Source organism: Achromobacter sp. NCFB-sbj8-Ac1-l (genome assembly GCF_052695805.1).
Genome location: NZ_CP199812.1, coordinates 126,377 through 142,376, shown reverse-complemented (window position 1 = coordinate 142,376; position 16,000 = coordinate 126,377). Strand labels below are relative to the sequence as shown.

Annotated in this window: 16 protein-coding genes; 9 read left to right on the top strand and 7 right to left on the bottom strand. The window is 67.8% G+C overall.

Features of this window, described 5'->3' with window-relative positions:
* Positions 1-41: 41 nt before the first annotated feature.
* Positions 42-1,370 (bottom strand): amidase, encoded by a 1,329-nt coding sequence (locus ACUDP5_RS00680; protein ID WP_263912778.1) that lies wholly within the window; start codon positions 1,368-1,370, stop codon positions 42-44.
* A gap of 315 nt (positions 1,371-1,685) precedes the next feature.
* On the opposite strand from ACUDP5_RS00680, the gene ACUDP5_RS00675 reads away from it, so the two are divergent.
* The 6 genes from ACUDP5_RS00675 to ACUDP5_RS00650 all read left to right on the top strand — a co-directional run bounded on the left by ACUDP5_RS00675 (position 1,686) and on the right by ACUDP5_RS00650 (position 7,725).
* Positions 1,686-2,699 carry a LacI family DNA-binding transcriptional regulator gene (locus ACUDP5_RS00675; protein ID WP_263912777.1) on the top strand — a complete coding sequence of 338 codons (1,014 nt, stop codon included), beginning with the start codon at positions 1,686-1,688 and terminating at the stop codon, positions 2,697-2,699.
* A gap of 37 nt (positions 2,700-2,736) precedes the next feature.
* Positions 2,737-3,534 carry a phosphodiesterase gene (locus ACUDP5_RS00670; RefSeq protein ID WP_445657943.1) on the top strand — a complete coding sequence of 266 codons (798 nt, stop codon included), beginning with the start codon at positions 2,737-2,739 and terminating at the stop codon, positions 3,532-3,534.
* Positions 3,535-3,653: 119 nt separating this feature from the next.
* Entirely contained in the window at positions 3,654-4,709 is a 1,056-nt protein-coding gene (locus tag ACUDP5_RS00665) for an ABC transporter ATP-binding protein (protein WP_263912775.1), read from the top strand.
* Positions 4,710-4,743: 34 nt separating this feature from the next.
* A complete protein-coding gene (locus ACUDP5_RS00660) occupies positions 4,744-6,039 on the top strand; it encodes an ABC transporter substrate-binding protein (RefSeq protein ID WP_445657942.1) in 1,296 nt (431 codons plus the stop codon).
* A gap of 13 nt (positions 6,040-6,052) precedes the next feature.
* Positions 6,053-6,928 carry a carbohydrate ABC transporter permease gene (locus tag ACUDP5_RS00655; protein WP_035359840.1) on the top strand — a complete coding sequence of 292 codons (876 nt, stop codon included), beginning with the start codon at positions 6,053-6,055 and terminating at the stop codon, positions 6,926-6,928.
* Positions 6,925-7,725, top strand: coding sequence for a carbohydrate ABC transporter permease (locus ACUDP5_RS00650; RefSeq protein ID WP_025139986.1), 801 nt, complete (start codon positions 6,925-6,927; stop codon positions 7,723-7,725). The genes ACUDP5_RS00655 and ACUDP5_RS00650 overlap by 4 nt, the downstream gene beginning before the upstream one ends.
* Before the next feature lie 39 nt (positions 7,726-7,764).
* On the opposite strand, the gene ACUDP5_RS00645 is transcribed toward ACUDP5_RS00650, so the two are convergent.
* The 6 genes from ACUDP5_RS00645 to ACUDP5_RS00620 form a co-directional block, all read right to left on the bottom strand.
* A complete protein-coding gene (locus tag ACUDP5_RS00645) occupies positions 7,765-10,188 on the bottom strand; it encodes a hypothetical protein (RefSeq protein ID WP_445657941.1) in 2,424 nt (807 codons plus the stop codon).
* Between the two features lie 14 nt (positions 10,189-10,202).
* Entirely contained in the window at positions 10,203-10,631 is a 429-nt protein-coding gene (locus tag ACUDP5_RS00640; protein ID WP_263912771.1) for a CesT family type III secretion system chaperone, read from the bottom strand.
* Between the two features lie 25 nt (positions 10,632-10,656).
* A complete protein-coding gene (locus tag ACUDP5_RS00635) occupies positions 10,657-11,079 on the bottom strand; it encodes a type III secretion system chaperone (protein ID WP_263912770.1) in 423 nt (140 codons plus the stop codon).
* A gap of 20 nt (positions 11,080-11,099) precedes the next feature.
* Entirely contained in the window at positions 11,100-11,552 is a 453-nt protein-coding gene (locus tag ACUDP5_RS00630; protein WP_445657940.1) for a type III secretion system chaperone, read from the bottom strand.
* A gap of 184 nt (positions 11,553-11,736) precedes the next feature.
* Positions 11,737-12,054, bottom strand: a complete 318-nt coding sequence (locus ACUDP5_RS00625) for a hypothetical protein (RefSeq protein ID WP_263912768.1) — start codon at positions 12,052-12,054, stop codon at positions 11,737-11,739.
* Positions 12,055-12,149: 95 nt separating this feature from the next.
* Entirely contained in the window at positions 12,150-12,497 is a 348-nt protein-coding gene (locus ACUDP5_RS00620; RefSeq protein WP_263912767.1) for a DUF1840 domain-containing protein, read from the bottom strand.
* A gap of 313 nt (positions 12,498-12,810) precedes the next feature.
* On the opposite strand from ACUDP5_RS00620, the gene argS reads away from it, so the two are divergent.
* The 3 genes from argS (at position 12,811) to ACUDP5_RS00605 (ending at position 15,934) form a co-directional block, all read left to right on the top strand.
* Positions 12,811-14,496 (top strand): arginine--tRNA ligase, encoded by a 1,686-nt coding sequence (gene argS / locus ACUDP5_RS00615; protein ID WP_445657939.1) that lies wholly within the window; start codon positions 12,811-12,813, stop codon positions 14,494-14,496.
* A gap of 9 nt (positions 14,497-14,505) precedes the next feature.
* Positions 14,506-15,219 carry an SPOR domain-containing protein gene (locus ACUDP5_RS00610; RefSeq protein ID WP_445657938.1) on the top strand — a complete coding sequence of 238 codons (714 nt, stop codon included), beginning with the start codon at positions 14,506-14,508 and terminating at the stop codon, positions 15,217-15,219.
* Positions 15,220-15,301: 82 nt separating this feature from the next.
* Positions 15,302-15,934: a thiol:disulfide interchange protein DsbA/DsbL gene (locus tag ACUDP5_RS00605; RefSeq protein WP_263912764.1), complete on the top strand. Its 633-nt coding sequence runs from the start codon at positions 15,302-15,304 to the stop codon at positions 15,932-15,934.
* Positions 15,935-16,000: the final 66 nt, after the last annotated feature.

Here is a 16,000-nt window from a genome sequence, read left to right as displayed (position 1 = left end):
CGGCGGGCTTTCTGTTTGCGCGAGGCGCGGGCCGCGCGAAATCAGCCGCGCGGCCACATGTCGGACGCACCGATATCGGGTTCACGCGCGGCCAGCAGGCGTTCATGCACCCAGGCGGCGATGGCCAAGGTGCGATGGTCGTCGTAGCGGGGGCCGATCAGCTGCAGACCCACGGGCAACCCCTGCGGGCCGGTGGCGAAGGGCAGGTTCAGGCTCGGCAGGCCGAACAGCGTCCAGGCCCGGGAAAACTGCGGATCGCCCGTGCCCAGATCGGCGAAGGGCGCCTCGCCACTGGCGCTGGGCGCGAGCAGGATGTCGTACTTGTCGAACCAGCGGTCGACCCGGGCCTGCGCGTCCGCGGCCCGCGCCAGGTTCTTGATGTGTTCTTCGGCGGTGATCTGCGAGCCCGCCTCGAGAATCGCCTGGATCTTGGCGCTGAGCTGCGCGGCGTGTTCCAGCCGCTCGTAGGCAAGCGACTGCGAGGCCTCGAATGCCATGATGTCCGAATGCAGCTGTACCAGCATGCAGTCTTCGGGCGGCAGCGGCACTTCTTCGACCTGGGCGCCGGCGCGCGACAGCGTGGCCGCGGCCTGGGCGAAGGCTTCCTTGGTTTCGGCTTGCGCGTGACGCCACTGCAGGCTGCGGTACATGCCCACGCGCGGCTTGCCGTCGTAGGCCAGGTCCAACATGCGCGGATCGCGCATCAGCACGGATGCAAACAAGGCGACGTCAGGCACCGAGCGAGCAAAACCGCCTACGGTATCGAGCGATTCGGCCAGGCTTTTCACGCCGGCACGCGGAATGGCGCCGAAGGTGGGCTTGAAGCCGACGATGCCGCAATACGATGCGGGACGAACGATGGAGCCCGCGGTCTGCGAACCGAGCGCGAAGGGCACCATGTCGTCGGCCACGGCCGCGGCCGAACCGCTGGACGAGCCGCCGGGCGTGTAGGCCTCGTTGCGCGGATTGCGCGTGGGCCCGGCCTGGTAAGTGGCGAATTCGGTGGTGACCGTCTTGCCGATGACCACGGCGCCGGCGTGCCGGCACAGGGCGACGGCAGCGGCGTCCAGACCCGGATTGTGCCGCTCGTAGATGGGCGAGCCATAGCGGGTCGGCAGGTCGGCGGTATCGAACAGGTCTTTCACGCCTATCGGCAGGCCGTGCAGCGGCCCGCGCAGGGCACCGCGGTCGAGCGCTTCCGCATGGTCCAGGGCGGCCTGCTTCTGCAGCGCCGTCCAGGCGTGGACGGTGTTTTCGCGTTGCTCGATGCGCGCAAAGCAAGCACGCACCAATTGCACCGCAGTCAATTCGCGCCGTTGCAGCTTGCGCGCGGCTTCAAGCGCGCCAAGTCTGTTTAAGGCAGTAGACATGATCCTTTCCTCTATCCCGGTGCCGCGCGATATGCGCGGTACTGATACTTACGCACCCGGTCCCCTTGACCTGGGGTTTATCCCGATCGGCCGCGACATGATGCGCGCCGGTTGTGACAAACCCAGCCATTGTGCGCGTCGCGTCAATTGGGAGAAGCACTGAAAAACTACGTTTTTCCGGGCATTTCCGCTGGCGTCGCGCCTTGGCTTTCTGTTGTTGCGTGGTTACCAGCATAGCGCAAACGCGTGCAACACAAAGGTCATAATTGTCTTGTAAGATGAAAACGTTTTCAGCAAACCGGCAGCAATGTAGACATGGTGTCGCGCGCATCACCCCGCTTTTCCATTATCGAAGTGGCCCGTAAAGCGGGGGTGTCACCCGCCACGGTTTCGCGCGCCTTCAATCAGCCGGAGATCGTGCATCCCGATACGTTGGCGCACATCCGCGCCATCGCCAAGCGCGCGGGCTTCCGGCCCAACCGCGTGGGCCGCAGCCTGCGTTCGGGCAGCACGCGCACCATCGGCCTGATCCTGCCCACGCTGTCCAATCCCGTTTTCGCCGAATGCTTCGAAGGGGCCGAAAGGCGCGCCCGCGAATCCGGCTACAGCGTCATGCTGACCGCCACCGGCTATGACCCCGCGGTGGAATCGGCCGCGGTGCAGGGCCTGATCGACCACCAGGTCGACGGCTTGATCCTGACCGTGGCGGATGCCGCGCGCAGCGCCACGCTGGACGACCTGGACAGCGCCGGCATGCCCTACGTGCTGGTCTACAACGAGTCGGCCGCGCATCCGTATGCGTCGGTCGACAATCGCGCCGCCGCCATCGACATGGTGTCGCACCTGGCGGCGCTGGGGCATCGTCGCATTGCCATCGTGACCGGCCCGCTGACTGCCTCCGACCGCGCCCGCCGCCGCCTGATGGGCGCCCGGGCCTGCGCCAAGAAGCTGGGCCTGGAACCCATCCAGCACATCGCCATGAATTCCCACACGGGCAGCGACGCCGAGGCCCTGAAGGCCGCGCTGCGCGGCAAGCAGGCGCCCACGGCGCTGTTCTGCTCGAACGACCTGCTGGCCACCGCCGTCATCGCGGATCTCGTGGCGCTGGGCCTGTCGGTACCCAACGACATTTCCGTCTGCGGCTTTGATGGCATGCGTTTCGGCGCCTTGCTGACGCCGCCGCTGACCACCGTGGCGCAACCCAGCGACGGCATCGGCCAGGCCGCCTGTTCGAACCTGCTGGCGCAGATCCATGGCCAACCGCCGCAGTCGAACCGCCTGCCGCACTGCATCGTCGTCGGCGGTACCGCTGCGCCCGTGCGCCGCTGATTTCCTTTTCCAGATCCCCCCGCAAGAGATATCCGCCATGCTTATCGCCCAGATCACCGACCTGCACATGCGCACGCCAGGCGACAAGGCCTACGGCATCATCGACCCCGCCGCCTTCCTGGGGCCGGCGGTGCGCGCGCTCAATGCGCTTACGCCCCGTCCCGATTGCGTGCTGATCACCGGCGACCTGGCCGACCTGGGCAAGCCCCACGAATACCAGGCGCTGCGCGATGAATTGCAGGCGCTGGAGATTCCGTATTTCCTCCTGCCCGGCAATCATGACGACCGCGCCGAACTGCGCGCCGCATTCCCGGACCACGGCTACCTGCAAGGGCAGGGGCCGTTCATCCAGTATGCCGTGGAGACCTATCCGCTGCGCCTGTTGGCGCTGGATACCGTGGTGCCCATGAAAAGCCACGGCGAGTTGTGTGCGGACCGCCTGGGTTGGCTGGCGGCGCGCCTGGCGGAGCAGCCGGGCCGACCGACGCTGGTGCTGATGCACCACCCGCCGTTCCAGACCGGCATCGAGCACATGGACGCGATCGGCCTGCTGGCGGGTGCGCCTGAACTGGAACAGATCGTGGCGCGTTATCCGAACGTGGAACGCGTGCTCTGCGGTCACCTGCACCGCACCATCTTCCGGCGTTTCGGCGGCACCATTGCATCGACCTGTCCGGGCACCGCGCATCAGCTGGCGCTGGAACTGGGCGAGCGCCCGACCTTGCAATACATCATGGAACCGCCGGGCTACCAGCTGCACTGGTGGCACGACGATGCCCTGGTGACGCACCACGCGGTGATTGGGGAATACCCCGGCCCGTATCCCTTCGCCTGAAGCGGGATTCTCGATTACAAACACAATGCCATATGTCCGTCATGTTTGCGCTGCACAATGAAAAGGATTTCATTGCACGCGACACGGGGCGGATCTAACAATTAGATCTACGAGACAGCATGTCATCCATCGTTCTGGATAACCTCACCAAGCAGTACGGCAACGCGGCCGCCATCCACGGCGTCAGCTTCACGGTACCGGCAGGCAGCTTCACTGTTTTGTTGGGCCCGTCGGGTTGCGGCAAGTCCACGACCTTGCGCATGATCGCCGGCCTGGACACGCCCACCTCGGGCACCATCCGCATCGGCGACCGCGACGTGACGCAGCTGCCGCCGGCCAAGCGCCGCATTTCGATGGTGTTCCAGTCGTATGCGCTGTTTCCGCACCTGTCGGTGCGCGAGAACATCCTGTTCGGCCTGAAGGTCCGCAAGGAGCCGGCGCGCGATTTCGACCGCCGCCTGCAACGCGTGGCCTCGCTGCTGGGCCTGGGCCACCTGCTGGACCGCAAGCCGTCGCAATTGTCGGGCGGGCAGCAACAGCGCGTGGCGCTGGGCCGCGCGGTGATTTCCGAAGCGCCGGTGTGCCTGATGGATGAACCCCTTTCCAACCTGGATGCCCAGCTGCGCCATGAAATGCGCCGCGAGATCCGCGCGTTGCAGCAAGACCTGGGCATCACGATGGTGTACGTCACGCACGACCAGACCGAAGCCATGAGCATGGCCGACCAGGTGGTGCTGCTGCGCGGTGGCCAGATCGAACAGCACGACACGCCGGACGGCCTGTACGCCCGCCCCGCCAGCGAATTCGCGGCGCGTTTCATCGGCACACCGCCCATGAACCTGATCGGCCTGGCGACGCTGCACGGCGCCACGGTGATCGCCGGCAGCCACGGCCCCGCCGTGGCCGGCGCGCCGGCCGGCGCCGCCAAGCTGGGCGTGCGGCCCGAACACATCCGCATCGACGACGACGGCATCGCCGCCACCGTGGAAAGCGTCGAATACTTCGGCGCCGACTCCATCGTGGTGTGCCGGGTCGGCGATACCAGCGGCGTGGCGGTGCGCGTAGGCGGACACCTGCGCGCCCGCGCCGGCGAGGCCCTGCGCCTGTCGTGGCCGGTCGAGCAACAGCATTTCTTTGCCGCCGATTCGGCGGTCATCAACACCGTCGGGCGCTGAAAGACGCCCAATCCACAGGAAAGGAAACGCAATCATGCGACGCATCGTACTGAAGACCCTGGCCGCCAGCCTTGCCGCGGCCTGCCTGTCGCTGCCCGTGCAGGCACAGCAAAAGCCCGTCGAAGTGGAGTTCTATTACCCGGTCGCCGTGGGCGGCCCCATCACCAAGATCGTCGACGACATGGTGGCGGACTTCCAGAAAGAAAACCCCAACATCAGGATCAAGCCGATCTACGCGGGTTCTTACCAGGACTCGATCGCCAAGGCCCTGACCGCCCTGAAGGGCGGCACCCCGCCGCAACTGGCCGTGCTGCTGTCGACCGACATGTTCACGCTGATCGACGAAGACGCGATCGTGCCGGTGGATTCGCTGGCCAAGAGCGACGCCGACAAGCAGTGGCTGGGCGGCTTCTATGACGCCTTCATGCAGAACAGCCGCACGGGCGGACACACCTGGGGCATTCCGTTCCAGCGTTCGACCATCGTGATGTACTACAACAAGGACCTGTTCAAGGCCGCCGGCCTGGACCCGGAGCGCGCGCCCGCCACCTGGGCCGAACTGGTCGAATACGGCAAGAAACTGACCAAGCAAGACGCTTCCGGCAACACCACGCAGTGGGGCATCGAGATTCCGTCGGGCGGCGCGTTCGCCTACTGGCTGTTCCAGGCCCTGACCACGCCCAACGGCGCGATCCTCATGAACGAAGCCGGCAACGAGGTCTACCTGGACAAGCCGGCCGTGGTGGAAGCCGCCCAGTACTGGCGTGACCTGTCGGCCAAGCACAAGGTCATGCCCACCGGCACGATCGACTGGGGCACCACGCCCAAGGACTTCCTGGAAAAGAAGGCCGCCATCATCTGGACCACCACCGGCAACCTGACCAACATCCGCAAGAACGCCGACTTCCCGTTCGGCGTGGCGATGATGCCGCAGCAAAAACGCGGCGGCAGCCCGACCGGCGGCGGCAACTTCTACATCTTCAAGAGCGGCACGCCCGAGCAGCAGCAGGCCGCGCTGAAGTTCGCGCAGTGGGCCACCACGCCGGAACGCGCGGCTGACTGGAGCATCGCCACCGGCTACGTCGCCGTGACGCCGGCCGCCTGGCAGACCGAGAAGATGAAGAAGTATGCGCAGGAAGTGCCGGCCGCCGCCGTGGCGCGCGACCAGTTGCAGGTCAGCGTGGCCGAATTCTCGACCCACGAGAACCAGCGCGTCACCAAGACCCTGAACGACGCCCTGCAAGCGGCGCTGACGGGTTCCAAGACGCCCCAGCAGGCGCTGACGGACGCCCAGCGCGAAGCCGACCGCATCCTGCGTTCCTACAAGTAGACCGCCAAGCACGATGAGCCGCTCTTTGAATGCGCTTTATGGCTGGCTGCTGTTGCTGCCAGCCATCGTGCTGCTCGCCGCGTTCACGCATTACCCGGCGCTGGCGACGCTTTGGCACAGCTTCTATTCAACCCCCAAGGGCGCGCGCCCGGCCCGCTTCGTCGGGCTGGACAACTACGCGGTCATGCGCGACGACCCGGTATTCTGGCAGTCGCTGTGGAACAACCTGTGGTTTGCGCTGGGCACCATTCCGACCTCGATCGGCATTGCGCTGGTCATGGCGCTGTGGGTGAACCGCAACCTGCGCGGCCGCGGCTTTCTGCGGATGGCGTATTTCACGCCGACCGTGCTGCCCATGGTGGCGGTGGCCAACATCTGGCTGTTCTTCTACACGCCGCAGTACGGGCTGATCGCGCAAGTGATGCAGCTGTTCGGCTCGCCCGGCCCCAACTGGCTGGGCAACCGCGAAACCGCGCTGCCCGCGCTGATGCTGGTGACCGTGTGGAAGGAATCGGGCTTTTTCATGATCTTCTACCTGGCCGCCTTGCAGACGGTATCGCCGTCGCTGCGTGAAGCCGCCATGCTGGAAGGGGCGTCGCGCTGGCAGTATTTCCGGCGCGTGCTCTGGCCGCTGTTGATGCCCACCACGCTGTTCGTGCTGATCAACGCGCTGATCAATGCCTTCCGGCTGGTCGACCACGTGGTGGTGATGACCCGCGGCGGACCCGACAACGCCAGCACGCTGCTGCTGTATTACATCTACCAGGTGGGCTTCAGCTTCTGGGATACCGCCTACGCCGCGACGCTGACCGTCGTGCTGCTGGTGGTGCTGGCGCTGACCGCGCTGATCAAGTTCCGCTGGCTGGACCGCAGGACGCACTATCAATGAAAGACAAGCTCGATACCCTGGGCGCCTGGGCGCTGGGCCTGTTGTGGATTCTGCCGCTGGCCTATGCCATGTGGGCGGCGTTCCATCCGCCGGCCTACGCCACACGCTTTGATCTGTTCGCCCCGCTGACGCTGGATAACTTCGCGCGGGCCTGGCAGGCAGCGCCGTTTCCGCGCTATTTCGCCAACACCTTCCTGCTGGTGACGATGGTGCTGGCCGCGCAATTGGTGCTGTCGACGCTGGCCGGCTACGCCTTTGCGCGCTTCGAGTTTCGTGGCCGCGACTTCGTCTTCATGCTGGTGCTGCTGCAGCTGATGATCATGCCGGACGTGCTGCTGGTGGAAAACTACCGCTCGATGAGCCAGTTGGGCATCCGCGACACCGTGTTCGCCATCGGCCTGCCGTACTTCGCATCCGCCTTCGGCATCTTCCTGTTGCGCCAGACGTTCAAGACGGTGCCGCGCGAACTGGAAGAGGCCGCGCGCATGGAAGGTGCCAATGCCCTGCAGATCCTGTGGAAGGTGTACGTGCCGCTGGCCAAGCCGATCTACGTGGCCTATGGCCTGGTGTCGGTCAGCCACCACTGGAACAACTTCCTGTGGCCGTTGATCATCACCAACTCGGTCGAATCGCGGCCGCTGACGGTCGGACTGCAGGTGTTCTCGTCGACCGACCAGGGCATCGACTGGTCGGTGATCACCGCCGCCACGCTGATGTCGGCGGCGCCCTTGCTGATCGCCTTCCTGCTGTTCCAGCGCCAGTTCGTGCAGTCGTTCATGCGGGCAGGTATCCGCTGACGGGCACGGGGCGGGACTGACGTCCCGCCCCCGCGAGCGCTAGGCCCTGCCCGCCAGGAAAGCCGGGTTCTGCCAATCGCGCAGCTCGCGGATCTGCTGCTGGTCGCCCGCCATCAGGGTCGTCTCGCGCTGCAAGGCAGCGATCAGCGACGACTGATGCGCCTCCAGCCGCTCGCGCGACCATCCCGAGAAGTCCGCCTGCCGCTCGGCCGTTTGCGCCGGGCCGTGCAGCGCCTGGTACATCGACAGCAACACGTCGTGCTCGTTGGCCAACGGCGTGAACACCGGTTGCGCACGCTCGGCCACGAAGCGGATGCGCAGCTCGGTACCTCCGTCGTCATTCAACGCGGTTTCGAACTGCATGCCGCGCGCACCGTCCGGAAAGCCGCGGCGATGGTCGTCCAGCGTCAACCGGCCCGGTTCCCGCGTGCCGTCTTCGCCCGCCATGGCGCCGGTGTGCACCGACGGCGCATGCATCAGGAAGCTGTACAGCTTGCGGTCGGGGTCGGCCACCGACAGGCTGCCGTCCGCGTTGCGCGTGACGGCGGGCGGCTGGGTGCTGCCGCTTTCCTGCGCGTCCGCGGCGGCGGCAAAGTACCAGGCCATGGCGCGCGCCGTGGTCAGGTTGGCCGTGGCCGCGACCTGCTGCGTCCCTTCGCCCACCGCGATCGCGCCGAAGGCGGGTTTGTCGCTGGCGCGCAGGGCGTGCGTCAGGTTTTCGCCGATATGCAATTGGCGACGCACGTCGGTCAGGGCCAGGCTGGCGCCCCCCGCATCGGCGGCGCGCTGCATCACCCGCACGTCGACGCCCCCCTGCACGATGCCGCCGTCACGCGGCGCAGACAGGATGCCGAGCGCACTGCGGCCGGCGCCCTGGGTATAGGCCAGTTCGCTCTTGCCCGCCGCACGGCGTTCGAGCAGGCGGCCCGGCACGTTGGGCAGGTCGGCCAGGAAGCGCCCGGCGCTGGACAGGCCGCGCGCGATCGAGCCGAAGAACGACTGGAACGCCGACTTGGCACGCGCCGCCAGGCTGAGTGTCTGCGTGCGTGCCTGGCCATCACTCAGGGCCACGGGGTGGCGCGGCTCGATGCCTTGGGCGGGCGTCGACGGCGCGGTCTTGAGCGCTTCGCCCACCTGCGCCAATTCGCGTTGCAGCGCGTCCAGGCGCGGGGCGCGTTCCAGCGACACGAGCATCGTGCGGTCGGTGGCGGTCTGGCGCGATGCTTCCTGGGCGATCAGGTTGTCCAGTTCCTTGAACTGCGGTTGCAGCGATTGCAGCGTGCTCTCCACCAGGCTGAGCGCCGCCCGGTTGCTGGCCAGCTCGGGAAAGTCGCGCAGCGCGGTCAGACCTAGATAGGCGCCCCCGAGCATGGCGGTGGCGTTGATGCCGATGGAAGTCGGCGACAGGGCCATCGGCGTGGTGATGACGCTGGTCGCGGTGGGGATGGCCACCGCGGCGGTGGTCCACCCCAGCGTGGTCAGCCCCGCGGACAAGGCGCCGCGCGCCTGGTGATTCCAGCGCGACAGCGTGTCCCAGGTCGACAGGGTGGGTGCGTTGAGCCGTTCGCCGTCGGGCACGCGCAGCGCATCGCCGCCGCCGCCCATAAGGCGCAGATGCTCGTTGAGCTTGGCCATCTGCTCGTCGATCTTGCCCGCGACTTCACCCGCGCGCGCCAGATTGCGCTCGGATACCGGCGTGGTGGCGGCGAGGCTGGCGCTTTCGGTCACCGACGTGCCACCGCCCGGCAGATAGCCGCCGACCGTGCGCGCCACGCTCGAGGCCGTGCTGGTCACCGTGGACGTCACCGCCCCCAGCGCATTGCCGCCGTATCGCAGCAGGCGGCCCATGATGCCTTCCTGTTGCTGCTGCGTCTGCTGCTGCACCGACTCGCGCGCGGGTGGCGTATCGGCCTCGATGCGTACCCCCTGCACCTCGTCGCTATCGCCCAGCAGGGCGGACAGCGGCAGGATCGGCACCTCGTCCAGGGCCGACGCCTGGGACTGACCCGTCGGCTCGCCGGACATCGCCTGGCGTTCCTGCTGGCGGGCGTTGTACGCGGCGACGCCATCGTCGTCGCACTCGAAGAATTCTTCTTCGTCGTCGTCATCCACCTCGGTCAGCGTGTCGTCCTCATCGACCTCGGTGCGCACCTCGTCCTGGACATCGCTGTCGGAACGGACCTCGGCATCGTCGTCGAACGGGTCGCCGTGCATCGCGGCGGTGAAGTCCTCGGCGGCCTGCCAGAAGGCGGACAACACGCCGCCGAACCAGCCGCGGCTCTGCGCCGCGTCATCGCGCAGCGCGGCCGTGCCGCCTTCGCCCACCGACACCATCGCGCCTTGCAGCCCGCCCTGGCCAGGTTGCGGCGACGATCCGGTCCGCGACGTCGTGCTGCCGGGCGTGTCCTGCGGCGACGGAACGTCACCGCCCACCACGCGGCCCGCATTGGGATTGATGAACATGGCGGCGCTCCCGGTCAGGCGGCCAATTGCGGCAGTTGCGGCGTGACCCGGCCCTGCACGACATCGCGCCACAGCAACGCGACATCGGCGAAGGCATCCAGCGCGGCGGCCAGCGCCCGGGCATCGCACAGGGCCAGCGGGGCGCGGGCGCACAACAGCACGGCGCCGGTGCCCGGTTGCAGGCCGAGGGTGCAGCCGCCGGTGCCGACCCACAAGGCGTTGGCTTCCAGCATCAGCTGCAACAGCTGGTCGCGGGCGACCTGCGGCGCCGGCCGGCCCAGGGTGGCGAAGAAGGCGATGTCGCCCGCGTCGGCGTCGCCTTCGGCCGACAGGCCGACGACGATGTCGGCGATGACCAATTCCTGATTGGCCACCCACTCCTCGACCGGTGACAGGCCGACAAGGCGGGCATAGTCTTCAAGCAGCGTCTGATAGCGGGACATGGTTCGTTCCTGTCGCGTAGCGGGTTCAGCGGGGGCCGGCGTCGTCGCCCAACCCTTGGTCGATGGCGGCGGCCCATTGGACCGAGGCGTCGGCAAGATCGCGCCAGGCGCGGGCCAGGCCCTCGGGTGCGGTGTCCAGCGGCAGCCGCCGGGCCAACACCAGGTGGCCGGATTGCTGCAGGCCAAGCGTGCCGCCGCGGGTGGCCGGACCCAAGGTATTGGCCTGCAACAGCATGGGCAGCAGGCCCGCGGGCGGGTCGGCCGGCAAGGGCTGCGCGCCGACGCGGCAAGCGCCTTCGATGGCGCCGCCCAGCCCGTCGTTGACGCAGGCCAGCGCGATGGCGGTGCCGTCGATGACCAATTCCTGGTGGGCGGCCAGCGCCTGGCCGTCCACACCGATGTGATGGGCAAGGTCGGCCAGGGCTGCGTGATAGCGTTCTTCGGACATGGACGGGGGCTCCGGCAGGGTCAGGCGCGCAGATGCAACAGGCCCGCGTCGGCGCTCGCGCGAGCCGTCGGGCGTGTCAGTTGCGCCGCCCAGGTCAGCGCGTCGACGTGCAGGCTCGCCAGCAGGGCGTCCAGCGTGGGCGGCGTCAATGAACCGATCCGCCGCGCGGCGCTGAGCATGACGGTGTCCGGCCCGCGCAGGCCCAGGGTGGCGCCGTGGGTGCCGGCCCAGAGATTGTTGGCCTGCAGCAGCAGCCGGCAGACCGCGTTCGACGGCCCACCCGGAAAACGCGCCACGTCGGTGCGGCACAGCAACTGGCCATCGTCCGGGTCGGCGTCAGGCCCGGCGAGCTCGAACCACAAGCTGATGCGGCGCCCGTCGATGACGACCGCCTGCGCCTGCACCACATCGGCGTGGTCGGGGCGGCGGCGCGCATGGGCGCGCAACAGGGCGAGATAGCGATCCTGGCTCATGTCACGGGTTCCGCAAGAAGGAAATCAAGGGATGGCGCAGCCATCCTTGCCCGTGAGTAACGGCAGGCGCGGATTGGTTCCGTGCGGGGGCAGGCCGCGGCAGGCGGCGAAAAGCGTCGGGAAGGGCCGGATCGCTGGCCGGATCCGGCGTCGACAGCGGGCGGGCGAATGCCGCCCCGTCAGGTCAGTAGCCGACCGTCAGGCCGGGCAGATCCACGGTGATGCGGGGACGCTCCAGCGCCAGCGCCAGGTTCTCGGCGAATTCGCGCGCTTCTTTTTCGTCGGTGGACAGGGTGTCGTAGCCCAGCGCGTCGGCCACGCCCAGCACCTTGTCCAGCAGCAGCACCTTGCCGCTGGGACGCAGGGGTTCGCAGCCCAGGGTTTCCCAGGCGCCGTCGAACCAGTCGCGGGCCTGGTTCTGGCGCTGCGGGCTGGGTTCGACGTTGGCCGAGAGGTCCAGCGAGCGCCGGGGGTCGAAAACAATCGTGATGTCGCTGCGCATGGCAGGGATTCCTTGAAATGGCGTCAGCCGCAAAGAGACGGCAACACGAAGATAGGCAAAAAGCGCCGGACAGATTGTCCGTCCGGCGACATTGCCTACCAGCCGCGGGACACTTCCCAGGTGACTTCGGCGCCGGCGGCCTGCGACTGGCGCATCATGTCCAGCAAGGGGAACGCCCGCTCTTTCAGGCCGACCGCGCGCGCCATGGGGGGCACCGGGGCCTGGTCTTCGTCTTCTTCGTCGGCGGGGTGGCCCTGGCCCAGCGATTCGTCGATGGCCCGCTCGATGCCCTGGATGGCCGGGCCGAGCTGGTCGACGGTGAACACGCCGCGTTCGGGGATCTTGTCGCCGAAAGATTTGCCCGCCGCGTGCAGCAGGGCGCCAGCATGGTCAGTAAGCATCAGGACTTCTGCCACGACTTTGGAATGAAATGTAATCAGCATATTCCCGTCTCCTACATAGAATGCCTTCTCTACACTACCGCAACGTCCCGGAGATGCCAACTGACCTGGCGCGCCAGGCCGTCTTGGACAGGCCCAGCCGCCGGTGGTGGCCGCCAAATCAAGCTATGATTCAGGAGATTCCCGTGACGGCAGGAACCGCAGCGACCGAGAATCCGGCGCCCGTACGCGGATGCGCCCCGCCGGCCGCACCGATTCCCGCCCCCAGGCTCCGCCGGGGTGTTCGCGCGGGCCGCCGGCCCGGCCGCGACCCGTCGCCGCCTTCGTCACCCACCCAGAACTTCTCCAGACGCCCATGCTCCCCGAGCAACAAAAACAGCTTATTTCCCTGATCCAGGCCGCCGTTGCGCAAAGCCTGCCCGACGCCCAGGCCACCGTGCTGCTGGAGCGCCCCAAGGTCGCCGCCCACGGCGACGTTGCCACCAACGTGGCCATGCAGCTGGCCAAGCCGGCCAAGCGCAACCCGCGCGAGCTGGCCCAGGCCATCGTCGAGGCGCTGCTGGCCCAGCCCGGCGCCCGCGACCTGGTCGAAAGCGCTGAAATCGCCGGCCCCGGCTTCATCAACCTGCGCGTCACCGCCGCCGCCCGCCAGGCCGTCATCGCCGCCGTGGCCGAGCAGGGCGCCGCCTTTGGCCGCGCCCCCCGGGCCGGCGAGAAGATCCTGGTCGAATTCGTGTCGGCCAACCCCACCGGCCCGCTGCACGTGGGCCATGCCCGCCAGGCCGCGCTGGGCGACGCCCTGTGCCGCCTGTACGACGCCATCGGCTGGGACGTCACGCGCGAGTTCTACTACAACGACGCCGGCAACCAGATCGAGAACCTGGCGATCAGCGTACAGGCCCGCGGCCGCGGCCTGACGACCGACTCGCCCAACTGGCCGGCCGACGGCTACAAGGGCGACTACATCGCCGACATCGCCCGCGACTTCCAGGCCGGCAAGACCATCCAGGCCTCGGACGGCGAACCCGTCACCGCCACCGGCAACCTCGACAGCCTGGACGACATCCGCGTCTTCGCCGTGGCCTACCTGCGCCGCGAACAAGACCTGGACCTGCAAGCCTTCGGCCTGGTGTTCGACAACTACTACCTGGAAAGCTCGCTCTACACGTCCGGCCGCGTCGAAGCCACCGTGCAGGCGCTGATCGCCGGCGGCCATACCTATGAAGAAGGCGGCGCGCTGTGGCTGCGCACCACCGAGCTGGGCACGGGCGACGACAAAGACCGCGTCATGCGCAAGAGCGAAGGCGGCTACACCTACTTCGTGCCGGACGTGGCCTACCACAAGGCCAAATGGGAACGCGGCTTTCACCGCGCCGTGAACATCCAGGGCAGCGACCACCACGGCACCGTGGCGCGCGTGCGCGCTGGCCTGCAGGCACTGGAAGAGGGCATTCCCAAGGACTACCCGTCCTACGTGCTGCACAAGATGGTCAAGGTCATGCGCGGCGGGCAAGAGGTCAAGATCTCCAAGCGCGCGGGCAGCTATGTCACCATGCGCGACCTGATCGACTGGGTCGGCCGCGATGCCGTGCGCTACTTCCTGATCCAGCGCCGCGCCGACACCGAATTCGTGTTCGACGTCGACCTGGCCCTGTCCAAGAGCGACGAAAACCCGGTCTATTACATCCAGTACGCCCACGCGCGCATCTGCTCGGTGGTGAACAACGCCGGCATGCCGGCGGCAGATGTCGCGGCGGCCGATGCGTCCCTGTTGACGGCCCCGACCGAATTCGCGCTGATGCAGCGCCTGGCCGAATTCCCCCAGATCGTGGCCCTGGCCGCGCAGGAACTGGCCCCGCACCACATCGCCTTCTGGCTGCGCGACTGCGCGTCCGACTTCCACGCCTGGTACAACGCCGAACGCGTGCTGGTCGACGACACCGCGCTGAAGCTGGCGCGCCTGCGCCTGGCCTCGACCACGCGCCAGGTGCTGGCCAACGGCCTTGAGCTCCTGGGCGTGTCCGCCCCCGAGCGGATGTAACATCGGTACATGGCGACCAAGCGCAAACCCACCCGCCGGTCAGGCGAAAGCGGCAGCACCCTGTACGGGGCGCTGGCCGGATTGCTCATCGGGCTGATCGTGGCCGCTGTCGTGGCGTTCTACGTCACCAAGGCGCCCGTGCCCTTCGTGGACCGCGCCAGCCGGCAGGGCGACGCAGGCAAGCTGCCCGACCCGCGCCAGGCGCCGGACCCCAACGCCGGCCTGTATGGCCGCGACGGCGCGGCGGGCACCCCGCCCACCGGCCCCACCGCCACGGCGCCCGCGCCGCTGCCCGGGGCCGGCACCGCACCGGCCGGCAAGTCCGACGACCTGGGCGCCCTGATCGCCACGCTGCCGACATCCAACAACGCCCCCGCGGCCGCGCCCCCCCCGGCGGCCAGCGCACCGCCCACGCCCATCGCCAAGTTGGCGCCCACGCCGGCACCCGCGGCCAAGGCGCCGGCCGCGTCGTCCGCCCCGGCGGCATCGGCCAATGGCTCGTACTACCTGCAAGCGGGCGCGTTCCGCGGCCAGGACGATGCCGAATCCCTCAAGGCCCGCATCATCCTGCTGGGCTTGCCCGTGGCGGTGCAAAAGGCCGAAGTGAACGGCAAGGCCATCAACCGCGTCCGCGTGGGGCCGTTTGCCCGCCTGGACGACATGAACCGCGCTCGCGGCCGGTTGGGCGAAAACAAGATTGAAACAGCGGTGGTGCGCCAGTAATCCGGCGCGCCGATCATGGTTTTTGATTGAACTTATCCGGGCCCGGCCCTGTCTGTAACCTTTTTGTTCAGGAACATCATCCATGCTGTCCCCCAAGCTCATCCGCATCCTGGCAGCCGCCGCGCTGACCGCCACCGCGTTCTTCAGCCCGGTCAGCCACGCCCAAGGCACCCAGGCCTACGTCGCCATCAATCCGCCGCTGCCGTCCGACACCCCGGGCAAGGTGGAAGTGCTGGAATTCTTCGCGTACACCTGCCCGCATTGCGCCGCCATGGAGCCGATGGTCGAAGACTGGGCCAAGACCGCCCCGGCCGACGTGGTGCTCAAGCAAGTGCCCATTGCCTTCAATGCCGGCATGAAGCCCCTGCAACAGCTGTACTACACCCTGCTCGCCCTGGACCGCCCCGACCTGCACGCCAAGGTCTTCACCGCCATCCACGGCGAACACAAGCGCCTGATCGACAAGAAGGCCATGGGCGAGTGGGCCGCCGCGCAAGGCGTGGACCGCGCCAAGTTCGATTCGGTGTTCGATTCGTTCAGCGTCCAGACCCAGGTGCAACGCGCCAACCAGCTGGCCGAGGCCTACCGCATCGACGGCACGCCCTCGTTCGCCGTGGGCGGCAAGTTCATGACCTCGCCGGTGCTGGCGGGCAACAGCTACGAAGGCGCCCTGAAGGAAGTGAACCAGCTGATCCCGAAGGCGCGCGGCAACTGACCCGCACCTGAACCGCAGTCGCCAAGACGCCCCGAACCGCACCGGCCGGGGCGTTTTTCATGGGGT

Excerpts from the sequence above, each read along its gene's own strand:
- ACUDP5_RS00680 (WP_263912778.1), bottom strand. The coding sequence starts at position 1,370 with ATGTCTACTGCCTTAAACAGACTTGGCGCGCTTGAAGCCGCGCGCAAG.
- ACUDP5_RS00630 (WP_445657940.1), bottom strand. The coding sequence starts at position 11,552 with ATGAGCCAGGATCGCTATCTCGCCCTGTTGCGCGCCCATGCGCGCCGC.
- ACUDP5_RS00640 (WP_263912771.1), bottom strand. The coding sequence starts at position 10,631 with ATGTCCCGCTATCAGACGCTGCTTGAAGACTATGCCCGCCTTGTCGGC.
- ACUDP5_RS00670 (WP_445657943.1), top strand. The coding sequence starts at position 2,737 with ATGCTTATCGCCCAGATCACCGACCTGCACATGCGCACGCCAGGCGAC.
- ACUDP5_RS00675 (WP_263912777.1), top strand. The coding sequence starts at position 1,686 with ATGGTGTCGCGCGCATCACCCCGCTTTTCCATTATCGAAGTGGCCCGT.
- ACUDP5_RS00605 (WP_263912764.1), top strand. The coding sequence starts at position 15,302 with ATGCTGTCCCCCAAGCTCATCCGCATCCTGGCAGCCGCCGCGCTGACC.
- ACUDP5_RS00650 (WP_025139986.1), top strand. The coding sequence starts at position 6,925 with ATGAAAGACAAGCTCGATACCCTGGGCGCCTGGGCGCTGGGCCTGTTG.
- ACUDP5_RS00660 (WP_445657942.1), top strand. The coding sequence starts at position 4,744 with ATGCGACGCATCGTACTGAAGACCCTGGCCGCCAGCCTTGCCGCGGCC.
- ACUDP5_RS00625 (WP_263912768.1), bottom strand. The coding sequence starts at position 12,054 with ATGCGCAGCGACATCACGATTGTTTTCGACCCCCGGCGCTCGCTGGAC.
- ACUDP5_RS00610 (WP_445657938.1), top strand. The coding sequence starts at position 14,506 with ATGGCGACCAAGCGCAAACCCACCCGCCGGTCAGGCGAAAGCGGCAGC.
- argS (WP_445657939.1), top strand. The coding sequence starts at position 12,811 with ATGCTCCCCGAGCAACAAAAACAGCTTATTTCCCTGATCCAGGCCGCC.
- ACUDP5_RS00665 (WP_263912775.1), top strand. The coding sequence starts at position 3,654 with ATGTCATCCATCGTTCTGGATAACCTCACCAAGCAGTACGGCAACGCG.
- ACUDP5_RS00655 (WP_035359840.1), top strand. The coding sequence starts at position 6,053 with ATGAGCCGCTCTTTGAATGCGCTTTATGGCTGGCTGCTGTTGCTGCCA.
- ACUDP5_RS00645 (WP_445657941.1), bottom strand. The coding sequence starts at position 10,188 with ATGTTCATCAATCCCAATGCGGGCCGCGTGGTGGGCGGTGACGTTCCG.
- ACUDP5_RS00635 (WP_263912770.1), bottom strand. The coding sequence starts at position 11,079 with ATGTCCGAAGAACGCTATCACGCAGCCCTGGCCGACCTTGCCCATCAC.
- ACUDP5_RS00620 (WP_263912767.1), bottom strand. The coding sequence starts at position 12,497 with ATGCTGATTACATTTCATTCCAAAGTCGTGGCAGAAGTCCTGATGCTT.